The sequence below is a fragment of the Pseudomonas putida genome, assembly GCF_003228315.1.
Taxonomy (GTDB): domain Bacteria; phylum Pseudomonadota; class Gammaproteobacteria; order Pseudomonadales; family Pseudomonadaceae; genus Aquipseudomonas; species Aquipseudomonas putida_S.
The window spans coordinates 2,860,001-2,872,092 of the sequence record NZ_CP029693.1 but is presented as its reverse complement, the minus strand read 5'-3'; the positions used below and the strand labels follow the sequence as shown (position 1 = coordinate 2,872,092).

At 58.9% G+C, this 12,092-nt stretch carries 10 protein-coding genes, 3 tRNA genes and 1 riboswitch (1 of these 14 cut by a window edge); of the genes, 11 read left to right on the top strand and 2 right to left on the bottom strand.

Going from position 1 to position 12,092, the window contains the following annotated elements:
• Window position 1: 1 nt before the first annotated feature.
• The 3 genes from astB to astE all read left to right on the top strand — a co-directional run bounded on the left by astB (window position 2) and on the right by astE (window position 2,723).
• Window positions 2-1,348: an N-succinylarginine dihydrolase gene (gene astB, locus DKY63_RS13275; protein ID WP_110964508.1), complete on the top strand. Its 1,347-nt coding sequence runs from the start codon at window positions 2-4 to the stop codon at window positions 1,346-1,348.
• Between the two features lie 61 nt (window positions 1,349-1,409).
• A complete protein-coding gene (locus DKY63_RS13270) occupies window positions 1,410-1,700 on the top strand; it encodes a topoisomerase II (RefSeq protein ID WP_110964507.1) in 291 nt (96 codons plus the stop codon).
• Window positions 1,701-1,712: 12 nt separating this feature from the next.
• Window positions 1,713-2,723, top strand: a complete 1,011-nt coding sequence (astE, locus tag DKY63_RS13265; protein WP_110964506.1) for a succinylglutamate desuccinylase — start codon at window positions 1,713-1,715, stop codon at window positions 2,721-2,723.
• A 129-nt stretch (window positions 2,724-2,852) separates the two neighbouring features.
• Here astE and DKY63_RS13260 read toward each other — a convergent pair whose 3' ends face one another.
• Complete coding sequence (locus tag DKY63_RS13260) at window positions 2,853-3,365, bottom strand: 6,7-dimethyl-8-ribityllumazine synthase (protein ID WP_110964505.1); 513 nt, start codon at window positions 3,363-3,365, stop codon at window positions 2,853-2,855.
• Window positions 3,366-3,467: 102 nt separating this feature from the next.
• Window positions 3,468-3,638, bottom strand: a riboswitch (FMN riboswitch).
• A 198-nt stretch (window positions 3,639-3,836) separates the two neighbouring features.
• Here DKY63_RS13260 and ltaE point away from each other — a divergent pair.
• The 7 genes from ltaE (at window position 3,837) to DKY63_RS13225 (ending at window position 9,809) form a co-directional block, all read left to right on the top strand.
• Complete coding sequence (gene ltaE, locus DKY63_RS13255) at window positions 3,837-4,841, top strand: low-specificity L-threonine aldolase (protein WP_110964504.1); 1,005 nt, start codon at window positions 3,837-3,839, stop codon at window positions 4,839-4,841.
• Window positions 4,842-4,987: 146 nt separating this feature from the next.
• Window positions 4,988-7,612 carry an alanine--tRNA ligase gene (gene alaS, locus DKY63_RS13250; RefSeq protein ID WP_110964503.1) on the top strand — a complete coding sequence of 875 codons (2,625 nt, stop codon included), beginning with the start codon at window positions 4,988-4,990 and terminating at the stop codon, window positions 7,610-7,612.
• A gap of 91 nt (window positions 7,613-7,703) precedes the next feature.
• Window positions 7,704-8,945 (top strand): aspartate kinase, encoded by a 1,242-nt coding sequence (locus DKY63_RS13245; protein WP_077045934.1) that lies wholly within the window; start codon window positions 7,704-7,706, stop codon window positions 8,943-8,945.
• 188 nt (window positions 8,946-9,133) lie between these two features.
• Window positions 9,134-9,322 (top strand): carbon storage regulator CsrA, encoded by a 189-nt coding sequence (gene csrA, locus DKY63_RS13240; RefSeq protein ID WP_002554426.1) that lies wholly within the window; start codon window positions 9,134-9,136, stop codon window positions 9,320-9,322.
• 62 nt (window positions 9,323-9,384) lie between these two features.
• A tRNA-Ser gene (locus tag DKY63_RS13235) sits at window positions 9,385-9,475 on the top strand.
• 108 nt (window positions 9,476-9,583) lie between these two features.
• Window positions 9,584-9,660: transfer RNA gene (locus tag DKY63_RS13230), tRNA-Arg, on the top strand.
• Between the two features lie 72 nt (window positions 9,661-9,732).
• Window positions 9,733-9,809: transfer RNA gene (locus tag DKY63_RS13225), tRNA-Arg, on the top strand.
• A gap of 19 nt (window positions 9,810-9,828) precedes the next feature.
• Here the strand turns inward: DKY63_RS13225 and DKY63_RS13220 are convergent.
• Complete coding sequence (locus tag DKY63_RS13220; protein WP_110964502.1) at window positions 9,829-10,344, bottom strand: cell envelope protein SmpA; 516 nt, start codon at window positions 10,342-10,344, stop codon at window positions 9,829-9,831.
• Between the two features lie 319 nt (window positions 10,345-10,663).
• Here DKY63_RS13220 and mgtE point away from each other — a divergent pair, with 319 nt between their 5' ends.
• Window positions 10,664-12,092, top strand: the 5' portion of a protein-coding gene (gene mgtE, locus DKY63_RS13215) for a magnesium transporter (protein WP_110964501.1). The gene runs 14 nt beyond the window's last position; only the first 1,429 of its 1,443 coding nucleotides appear in the window; the start codon lies at window positions 10,664-10,666; the stop codon falls past the right edge of the window.

Genomic DNA, 12,092 nt, shown 5'->3' with positions numbered 1-12,092 from the left:
GATGAAATCCTATGAAGTCAATTTCGACGGTCTAGTGGGGCCGACCCATAACTACGGCGGTTTGTCCTACGGCAACGTCGCGTCCCAGAGCAACAGCCAGCAGGCGTCGAACCCCAAGGAAGCGGCGCTGCAGGGCCTGGCGAAAATGAAAGCGCTGATGGACATGGGCTTTCAGCAAGGCGTGCTGGCCCCGCAGGAACGCCCGGACGTGGCCGCGCTGCGTCGCCTGGGCTTCAGCGGCACTGACGCGCAAGTGATCGAGCGCGCCGCGAAAGACGCGATGCCGCTGCTGGTCGCCAGCTGCTCGGCGTCGAGCATGTGGGTGGCCAACGCCGCCACCGTCAGCCCGAGCGCCGACACCGCGGACGGCCGCGTGCATTTCACCGCCGCCAACCTCAACTGCAAATACCACCGCAGCATCGAGCACCCGACCACCAGCCGCGTGCTGGGCGCGATGTTTGCCGACCAGAAGCACTTTGCGCATCACGCCGCCTTGCCGGCCGTGGCGCAGTTCGGTGACGAAGGCGCGGCCAACCACACGCGTTTCTGCCGTGAGTACGGCGAAGCGGGCGTCGAGTTCTTCGTGTTCGGTCGCAGTGCCTTCGACACCCGTTACCCGGCGCCGCAGAAGTACCCGGCGCGCCAGACCCTCGAAGCGTCCCAGGCGGTTGCCCGTCTGCACGGTTTGAAGGATGACGGCGTGGTCTACGCTCAGCAGAACCCGTCGGTGATCGATCAGGGCGTGTTCCACAACGACGTGATCGCCGTGGGTAATGGCGAAGTGCTGTTCTATCACGAGGATGCGTTCCTCGAGACCGACAAGATGCTGGCTGAGCTTTCGAGCAAACTGGCCAAGGTCGGCGGGAAATTCCAGTCGGTGTGCGTACCACGCTCGGCGGTCAGCGTTGAAGATGCAGTTCGCTCGTACCTGTTCAACAGCCAACTGTTGTCGCGTCCTGACGGCAGCATGCTGTTGATCGTGCCGGAAGAGTGCCGTGGCAACGAGCGTGTGTGGCAATACCTGCAGGGCCTGACCAGCTCCGGCGGCCTGATTCGTGAAGTGAAGGTGTTCGATCTCAAGCAAAGCATGCAGAACGGCGGTGGCCCGGCTTGCCTGCGGTTGCGCGTGGCACTCAATGAAACCGAACTGGCGGCGGTCAACCCAGGCGTTATCATGACGGCGCCGCTGTATGGCACTTTGACCGAATGGGTCAACAAGCACTACCGCGACCGCATGACCGAAAACGATCTGGCGGACCCGCAATTGCTGCTTGAGTGCCGGACGGCACTGGATGAACTGACGCAAATCCTTAAACTGGGCGCGGTTTATCCATTCCAGATCAATTGATCGACGGCGCGCCCTCGGGCCCGGGGGCGCGCCGCTTCATCTCCAATGAGAGCGTAATGACATGAGCGACAAACTGCAGCTGATCCTTGAAGACACCGACGGCACGCAACTGGAAACGTCCTGCACCCGCGTCGCGGTCATGTGGCAAGGCAAAGAGCTGTGGATCCAGCAGGACGGCCGCGGCCAGCTGCTGATCGGCGTGGACGTCGAAGAAGACGACGAAGAATACGCCAACCTGCTGTTGCGCCCATTGGCGACTAATCTGGTAAGTCTGCAACTGGAGATGGAACCGGCTGACATCGGCGGCGATGACGGTCACGTTCACGGCCCGGATTGCAATCACGACCACTAAGGAAACCGCTCTATGCTCGCCCTCGGCAAACTGCTTGAACTGACCCTCGCCGGCCGCGAACCGGCGGAGAAGACTCAACTGACTGTCGAAGGCGTGCGCATGCGCTGGTTGAGCGAGGGTGCGCTGGAAGTGCGGCCACCCGAAGCCCGTGACAATGGCCTGGACCTGCTGCTGTCGGCAGGGATCCACGGCAACGAAACAGCACCGATCGAACTGCTCGACCGGCTGCTGCATGACATCGCTCGCGGCGATCTCAAGCCGCGTGCACGCATTCTGTTCCTGTTCGGCAACCCCGACGCCATTCGTCGCGGCGAGCGTTTCGTCGAGCAGGACGTCAATCGGCTGTTCAACGGCCGTCATGAACAAAGCAGCGGCAATGAAGCCCTGCGCGCCTGCGAGCTGGAGCGCCTGGCCGCCAGTTTCTTCAGCCTGCCGGATCGCCAGCGCCTGCACTACGACCTGCACACGGCGATTCGTGGTTCGAAAATCGAGCAGTTCGCCTTATACCCGTGGAAGGAGGGGCGCCAGCATTCACGCCAGGAGCTGGCTCGCCTGCGCGCCGCCGGCATGGAGGCGGTGCTGCTGCAGAACAAGCCGTCCATCGTGTTCAGCTCTTATACCTACGACAAGCTGGGTGCCGAGTCCTTCACCCTTGAATTGGGCAAGGCGCGGCCATTCGGGCAGAACGACGGGGTTAACGTCTCGCTGCTGGAAAACCGCCTGAAGCAGATCATCGAAGGCACCGAGCCGGACTTGACCGAGGCGGCACTGGACGGTTTGCAGCTGTTCAGCGTGGCGCGGGAAATCATCAAGCACAGCGACAGCTTCCGCCTGAACCTGCCGGCGGATATCGAGAATTTTTCGCAGCTGGACGTGGGTTATCTGCTGGCGGAAGACATCGCCAACACCCGCTGGATCATCGAGGAGGAGGGCGCCCGGATCATCTTCCCGAACCCCAAGGTGAAGAATGGTCTGCGGGCCGGCATCCTGGTCGTTCCGACCAGCGACGAAAACCTGGCCTGAAAACACCGCCGTACTCTGTAGGAGCGAGCCTGCTCGCGATGGTCGCAAGACCGCCGCGGGGTATCAGATTGCCCGCGTCATCGTTGACGACCATCGCGAGCAGGCTCGCTCCTACAGTGGGTTTTGTCGTTAGACGGCTACCGCACGCGGCTCGGTGCGGCGCAACGCGCGAATCTTGCTCAGTGTGTCGGCACACGTCTTAGCCGCTTCCTGGCCCTTGTGCACGAAATGCTCGAAGAAGAACTTATGGTGCAGTTCTTCACCAGCATGGAAGTGGTGCGGGGTTAAAGACACCGAAAACACCGGCACTTCGGTTTCCAGTTGAACCTGCATCAGGCCGCTGACCACGGATTGGGCGACGAATTCGTGGCGATAGATCCCGCCGTCCACCACCAGGGCTGCGGCGACAATCCCGGCATAACGGCCGGTCTTGGCCAGCAACTTGGCGTGCAGGGGCATTTCGAAGGCACCGCCGACTTCGAAGAAATCGATGTCGGATTCCTGATAACCCTGGGCAATCATTTCGGCGACGAAGCCTTTACGGCTCTGGTCGACAATATCCTTGTGCCAGCAGGCCTGAATGAACGCAACGCGCTCGCCATGAGGGTGTTTGCTTTTGCTGTCGATTGCGGTGGGTTGCATGTTCTGACTCCTGTTTGTGTGAAAAACAGGGCGTTATGAATCGAAGGGGATTTCAGGGTACGCACGCTCGCACGAATGCTACAAACGGCCCATCGGTAACAATCCCGTTCTCTCTTCATCCGGACTATGACCGTCGGCCCCGGGATCGCACCGGGTCTGCTGACCTTGATGGCCGTCACCGCCAAAGCGGTACCGTCACCAAGCGCTCGCGGGCTATGCGCATTGCGCGCAATTACCGCCGGTGGGGAGTTGCACCCCGCCCTGAGAACGTTTTTGCCGCCAGAATGTTTGGCGGCGCAGCGTTTTTAACACATATTTCCTGCCTGCGCATTGATGCTTTCAGATGATTCTCATCGACTTTTTCGCTGGATTAATCCGCCTTTTCCTTGCCCGAGGGTTGATTAATCATCGGCATGACCGCAGTAATTCCTACCTGAAAGGGATTTCCCCCTGCTAACCGAGGCCAGATTCATGAGCGTTATCGATCTTCGCAGCGACACCGTCACTCAACCGTCCGCCGGGATGCTCGACGCGATGGCCACCGCGGCCACCGGGGACGACGTTTATGGCGAAGATCCGACGGTCAATCGACTGGAAGCCGAACTGGCCAAGCGCCTGGGCTTTGCCGCCGCGCTGTTTGTCCCGAGCGGAACCATGAGCAACCTGCTGGGTTTGATGGCCCACTGCGAGCGCGGTGACGAGTACATCGTCGGGCAGCAGGCGCATACCTATAAATATGAGGGCGGCGGTGCGGCGGTGCTGGGTTCGATTCAGCCCCAGCCGCTGGAAGTGCAGGCCGATGGTTCGCTGGAGCTGGCGCAGGTCGCAGCGGCGATCAAGCCGGACGACTTTCACTTTGCCCGCACACGCCTGCTGGCCCTGGAAAACACCATGCAGGGCAAGGTGCTGCCACTGGAGTATCTGGCCCGGGCCCGCAGCTTCACCCGTGAGCACGGCTTGCAACTGCATCTGGACGGCGCGCGTCTGTATAACGCGGCGGTCAAGTTGGGGGTTGATGCGCGGGAAATTACTCAGCATTTCGATTCGGTCTCGGTGTGCCTGTCCAAAGGCCTCGGCGCGCCGGTCGGCTCGGTGCTGTGTGGTTCGCAGGAGCTGATCGCCAAAGCGCGACGCCTGCGCAAGATGGTCGGTGGCGGCATGCGCCAGGCCGGGATCCTGGCGGCGGCGGGCTTGTATGCGCTGGATCACAACGTCCAGCGCCTGGCGGACGATCACGCCAATGCCCAGCGACTGGCCGAAGGCCTGCGCGCGGCAGGGTATGAAGTCGAACCGGTGCAGACCAACATGGTGTACGTGAACATCGGCGATAAGGCCGAAGCGCTCAAGGCGTATGCGGCCGAGCGCGGCATCACATTAAGCGCTGCCGCCCGTCTGCGGATGGTCACGCACATGGACGTCAGCGGTGATCAAATCGAGCAGGTCGTCGCGACATTCGTCGACTTTTCGCGTAAGTGATAGCGTTAGCACGCCAATTGACCGTTTCTATCGTATAAACACGCTGTACCCCGCGCGCAGGGCCGATATAATGCGGCCCTTTGCCGTCGTTTCGTCCGTTGACGTTTCGAACAGGCCTTTGGCCGCAGCCTCCGTGGAAGAACCTAATGAAAAGCGCAGAAATCCGTGAAGCCTTCCTTCGCTTCTTCGAAGAGCAAGGCCACACCCGTGTAGCCTCCAGCTCTTTGATTCCGGGCAACGACCCAACCCTGCTGTTCACCAACGCGGGGATGAACCAGTTCAAGGACTGCTTCCTGGGCCAGGAAAAGCGCGCGTACACCCGCGCTGTCAGCAGCCAGAAGTGCGTGCGCGCCGGTGGCAAGCACAACGACCTGGAAAACGTCGGCTATACCGCTCGTCACCACACATTCTTCGAAATGCTGGGTAACTTCAGCTTCGGCGATTACTTCAAGCGTGATGCCATCACCTACGCCTGGACCTTCCTGACCTCTGACAAGTGGCTGAACCTGCCGAAGGAAAAGCTGTGGGTCACCGTCTACGCCAGCGATGACGAGGCGTACGACATCTGGACCAAGGAAATCGGCGTGCCGGCCGAGCGCATGGTTCGTATCGGCGACAACAAGGGCGCGCCGTACGCATCGGACAATTTCTGGACCATGGGCGATACCGGCCCGTGCGGTCCTTGCACCGAGATTTTCTACGATCACGGCGCCGACATCTGGGGCGGCCCACCGGGCTCGCCGGAAGAAGACGGCGACCGCTACATCGAAATCTGGAACAACGTGTTCATGCAGTTCAACCGCACCGCCGATGGCGTGTTGCACCCGCTGCCAGCGCCGTCGGTAGACACCGGCATGGGCCTGGAGCGGATCAGTGCCGTGCTGCAGCACGTTCACTCGAACTATGAAATCGACCTGTTCCAGAGCCTGCTGAACGCATCGGCCAAGGCCATTGGCTGCACCAACGACGCCCAGGCTTCCCTGAAAGTCGTGGCCGACCACATTCGTTCCTGCGGTTTCCTGATTGCCGATGGCGTGCTGCCGTCCAACGAAGGCCGTGGCTATGTACTGCGCCGGATCATTCGTCGCGCTTGCCGTCATGGCAACAAGCTGGGCGCCAAGGGCAGCTTCTTCTATCAGATCGTCGCAGCCCTGGTTGCCGAGATGGGCGAAGCCTTCCCTGAGCTGAAATCCCAGCAGGCGCACATCGAGCGCGTGCTGAAAGCCGAAGAAGAGCAGTTCGCCAAGACCCTGGAGCAGGGCTTGAAGATCCTCGAGCAGGATCTGGCCGAGCTCAAGGGTGACGTGGTGCCGGGCGACGTGGTGTTCAAACTGTACGACACCTACGGTTTCCCGATGGACCTGACCGGCGACATCGCTCGCGAGCGCAGCCTGACCATCGACGAAGCAGGTTTCGAGCGTGAAATGGAAGCCCAGCGCGTCCGTGCCCGTTCCGCCAGTTCCTTCGGCATGGACTACAACAGCCTGGTCAAGGTCGATGTCGACACCGAGTTCACCGGTTACCACGCCACCAGCGGCTCGGCGAAAGTCGTTGCTATCTATAAGGATGGGCAGTCGGTCGACGTATTGAATGAAGGCGAAGAAGGCGTCGTGGTGCTGAACCAGACTCCGTTCTATGCCGAATCCGGTGGCCAGGTTGGCGACTGTGGTTACCTGCAGGCCGGCGCTTCGCGTTTCGAAGTGCGCGATACCACCAAGACTGGCGGTGCTTTCCTGCATCACGGTGCCCTGGTCCGTGGCAGCCTGTTGATCGGTGCACCGGTGGAAACCCACGTCGAAGCCGACGTGCGTCACGCCACTTCGCTGAACCACTCGGCCACTCACTTGCTGCACGCGGCTTTGCGCAAAGTGCTGGGCGATCACGTTCAGCAGAAGGGCTCGCTGGTGGACAGTCAGCGCCTGCGTTTCGACTTCAGTCACTTCGAGGCGATCAAGCCTGAGCAGATCAAGGCGCTGGAAGACATCGTCAACGCCGAGATCCGCAAGAACTCCGCTGTTGAAACCGAAGAAACCGATATCGATACCGCCAAGAAGAAAGGCGCCATGGCGCTGTTCGGCGAGAAGTACGGCGACAGCGTGCGCGTGCTGAGCATGGGCGGTGATTTCTCCGTCGAGCTGTGTGGCGGTATCCACGCCAAGCGCACCGGCGACATCGGCCTGCTGAAAATCATCAGCGAAGGCGGTGTGGCTGCGGGTGTACGTCGTATCGAGGCCGTCACCGGTGCCGCGGCACTGGCCTACTTGAATGCGGCGGAAGAACAACTCAAGGAAGCGGCCAGCCTGGTCAAGGGCAGCCGCGACAACCTGATCGACAAACTGTCGGCTGTGCTGGAGCGCAACCGTCTGCTGGAGAAGCAACTCGAGCAGTTGCAGGCCAAGGCAGCCAGTGCGGCGGGCGACGATCTGTCGGCTTCCGCTCTGGATGTCAAAGGCGCGAAAGTGCTGGCTGCGCGTCTGGATGGCCAGGATGGCAAGGCGCTGCTGGCGCTGGTCGATCAGCTGAAAAACAAACTCGGCCGCGCAGTGATCCTGCTCGGCAGTGTCCATGAGGATAAGGTCGTTCTGGTTGCAGGCGTAACCAAAGACCTGACTGGCCAACTCAAAGCCGGTGATTTGATGAAGCAAGCTGCTGCGGCAGTGGGTGGGAAGGGCGGTGGTCGTCCAGACATGGCGCAAGGCGGTGGTACCGACGCTGGCGCGCTGGATGCGGCACTGGCGCTGACCGTTCCATTTGTAGAGCAGGGTCTATAAGGCAGCGTGTCCGGCCCGCAGTCTAGTGGCGGGCCGGATCGCTGTTTGAGTGTTTATTTGGGCGCCCTTCATGGGCAGAGGCGGCTTTGAAATGGCTTTGATCGTACAGAAATTTGGAGGCACCTCGGTCGGCACTGTCGAGAGAATCGAGCAGGTCGCCGACAAGGTTAAGAAATTCCGCGATGCCGGCGATGACCTGGTGGTTGTGCTGTCTGCAATGAGCGGCGAAACCAACCGTCTGATCGATCTGGCCAAGCAAATCAGTGGCGACGGCCAGCCAGTTCCCCGCGAGCTGGATGTGATCGTGTCCACCGGTGAGCAGGTGACGATTGCCCTGTTGGCCATGGCGCTGATCAAGCGTGGTGTGCCAGCGGTGTCCTACACCGGCAACCAGGTTCGGATCCTGACGGATAGCGCGCACAATAAAGCGCGTATCTTGCAGATTGATGACCAGAAGATTCGCGGCGACCTGAAGGCTGGTCGCGTCGTCGTCGTCGCCGGTTTCCAGGGCGTCGACGAGCACGGCAACATCACCACCCTCGGTCGTGGCGGTTCCGACACCACCGGCGTGGCGCTGGCGGCGGCCTTGAAGGCTGACGAGTGCCAGATCTACACCGACGTCGATGGTGTCTACACCACCGACCCGCGCGTGGTGTCCGTGGCCCAGCGCCTGGACAAGATCACCTTCGAAGAGATGCTGGAAATGGCCAGCCTCGGTTCCAAGGTATTGCAGATCCGAGCGGTGGAATTCGCCGGCAAGTACAACGTCCCGCTGCGCGTATTGCACAGCTTCAAGGAGGGTCCGGGCACCCTCATTACTATTGATGAAGAGGAAACCATGGAACAGCCGATCATTTCCGGCATCGCCTTCAACCGCGATGAAGCCAAGCTGACCATCCGTGGCGTGCCAGACACCCCGGGCGTTGCATTCAAGATTCTCGGCCCGATCAGCGCCGCGAACATCGAAGTCGACATGATCGTGCAGAACGTTGCGCACGATAACACCACCGACTTCACCTTCACCGTGCACCGCAACGACTACCAGGCCGCCCAGGGTGTGCTGGAAAACACCGCTCGCGAGATCGGTGCCCGTGAAGTCGTTGGCGACACCAAGATCGCCAAGGTATCGATCGTCGGCGTTGGCATGCGTTCTCACGCAGGCGTAGCCAGCCGCATGTTCGAATCCCTGGCCAAGGAAAGCATCAACATCCAGATGATCTCGACTTCGGAAATCAAAGTCTCCGTAGTGATCGAAGAGAAGTACCTGGAACTGGCTGTGCGCGCCCTGCACACGGCTTTCGATCTGGACGCACCGGCCCGCCAGGGCGAGTGATGCGTTTGCCAAAAGGCGCGGTCTGAACCGCGCCTTTTGTTTTTTTTAATGGCGTGACCCTCGAAGCTGTTCTTTTGCTCGCGTTAGTCAATACTCTGGCATGTAGGCCTCAGCCGATTTGGCTGTAGGCTTTTTGCTTTTTTTTTGCAGACTGCTGTTCCTGAAATGAAATGCGTGAGGTGAAAGGTATGCTGATTTTGACTCGTCGCTGCGCAGAAAGCCTGATTATTGGTGATGGCGAAATCACCGTGACCGTGCTCGGCGTCAAAGGAAATCAAGTGCGTATCGGGGTCAACGCCCCGAAAGAGGTAGCTGTCCACCGTGAGGAAATCTACCTTCGCATCAAGAAAGAGAAGGACGAAGAACCAAGCCATTAATTTTTATCGTTTTTTATGTTTGCAAACGGGGAAGAAGCTGGTTAATATACGCCCCGTGTTGCGGAGAGCTGGCCGAGTGGCCGAAGGCGCTCCCCTGCTAAGGGAGTACACCTCAAAAGGGTGTCGGGGGTTCGAATCCCCCGTTCTCCGCCATTATTTTCGTAGTACGTTGTAATCTGGCTTCTTCGGTAAGTTGTTGAAATTACTAGAAAAAAGCGCTTTACAAACAGATTTAACGGCCTATAATGCGCGGCAACAAATGCACTCGTAGCTCAGCTGGATAGAGTACTCGGCTACGAACCGAGCGGTCACAGGTTCGAATCCTGTCGAGTGCACCATTTAAGGGTTGCTTATAGCGATATAAGTAAGTCGGCTTCAACCAGTTGTGGTCTGGTCTAAAAACACAAAATGCACTCGTAGCTCAGCTGGATAGAGTACTCGGCTACGAACCGAGCGGTCACAGGTTCGAATCCTGTCGAGTGCACCATACAACAGAAAGCCCGCATTTAATGCGGGCTTTTTGCCGTCTGGGATTTGGCTTTTCCTTTCGTACATCCTCTCTCATCGAATTCAATCTGTGCACTACGTCCTCGCTTGGAGTCGTAGCGGTAGCGGGTGCTCGAATTCCGAATACTGATCTGGTCGGGCTTGCCGAGTGCGCTTTCGACATCTTGCGGGCTCATGCCGGCGATGATCCGTTTACTCATGATTGCCGCGCGCCGTTCCGCGGCGCTGATCAGGTTTCCACATTTGTCCTCGGTCTGGCCTGCAACAACGGGCTCTCGTCTTTTGATGGTCCTGACTGGTGTGTTGCGAGGCTCCGCTTCAGGCATGAGTGCCGTCATGTTGCTTGGTGTGAAGGTTTGTAGTTCCTGACGCGAGTAGCTTTCGCCGATTGCGCAGCTCAGTGTGGTGAAGGTGATCTGCCCGTTGGCGGCCTCACAGCGGTGAATGGTCGTGGCAATTGACCAGGACGGGAAGAGCAGGGCGGTAATGAATAAGTACTGTGAGCTCGATTGCATTGAATGTCCTCCGTGACGATTCTTCATAAGCGTAGCCTGCGCATTTTTCCCGGCAGTGTGCTTTCTTTTCAGGATGAGTCGTCGGAGATTCAAGGATCAGAGCGTTGCTCAGGTTTGTCTTGCAAGCGCTTGTTTCATCCGCGATTTTTTAACATTTAAAACACTCAGGCGGTGTATCATTGCGCCCGTCAGCCCCGCCGGGGCTTGTGGAATACCTCCATGGACTTACCCAGTAGTTACTCAGTAAACAGATTTTCCAATCACGAATTGACTGATTGATCCTTCCGGCGTGCTCCTCTGCTGGGAGTGGAGTTCGCCTATGTCTGAAAATGAAGTAAAAAAAACGCAGGAAAGCTTGCAGGACCGCCTCGCTCAAGTCATTGAGCTGTTGCAGCGTCAGCGAGTGGTCGAAGACCTGACTCACCGCCAGGAAGGCCCGCATCACGATCGGGTCGAGAACCTGGTTCACCGGCAAAACCTCGTCGAGTTGCAGCGCAAGCTCGATGACCTGCACTCCGCCGACGTCGCCTACATCCTCGAAGCCTTGCCGTTGGACGATCGTCTGACGCTCTGGCAATTGGTCAAGGCCGATCGTGACGGCGACATTCTTCTCGAAGTATCCGACTCGGTCCGTGAAACCCTGATCGCCGACATGGACGATCACGAGCTTCTGGCTGCGGCCAAGGACATGGATGCCGACGAACTTGCGGACCTGGCTTCCGAGCTGCCGCGAGATGTCGTTCACGAGTTGATGGAAACGCTGGACCAGCAACAGCGCGAGCGTGTGCGTTCCGCTCTGTCCTATGACGAGGAGCAGGTCGGTGCGTTGATGGACTTCGAGATGGTGACGATCCGTGAGGATGTCAGTCTTGAAGTGGTATTGCGTTACTTGCGTCGTCTCAAGGAACTTCCTGGTCATACCGACAAACTCTTCGTGGTTGATTACGACGGCGTCCTGAAGGGGGTTTTGCCGATCAAGCGTTTGCTGGTCAACGATCCGGAGAAACAGGTTTCTGAAGTCATGGCCAGCGATCCGGTGAGTTTCCACCCGGACGAAGAAGCCTACGATGCTGCGCAAGCATTCGAGCGTTACGATCTGATTTCCGCCCCCGTGGTCGACAAGAACGGCAAGCTGATTGGTCGTCTGACCATCGATGAAATGGTCGACCTGATTCGTGAGGAGAGCGAAAGCGAAGTTCTCAACATGGCGGGTCTGCGCGAAGAGGAAGACATCTTCGCGTCGGTCTGGAAGTCGCTGCGTAACCGCTGGGCCTGGCTGGCAATCAACCTGATCACGGCGTTCGTCGCATCTCGGGTGATTGGCCTTTTTGAAGGGTCGATCGAGAAGCTCGTGGCGCTCGCGGCATTGATGCCAATCGTAGCGGGAATAGGTGGGAATTCGGGTAACCAGACTATCACCATGATTGTCCGTGCCATGGCGCTGGACCAGGTAAGTACCGGCAATACCTCACGACTAATGCGTAAAGAGTTGGCGGTAGCGCTGATCAACGGAGTGATCTGGGGTGGGGTGATCGGAGTGGTTGCCTATCTGTTGTATGGCAGTTGGTCATTGGGAGTGGTGATGACAGCGGCCATGACTCTGAACCTGTTGCTTGCTGCGTTGATGGGGGTTTTGATTCCTATGACGCTTGCGCGACTTGGGCGTGACCCGGCGATGGGCGCCAGTGTCATGATTACCGCGATGACCGATAGCGGTGGCTTTTTCATTTTCTTAGGGCTGGCAACGA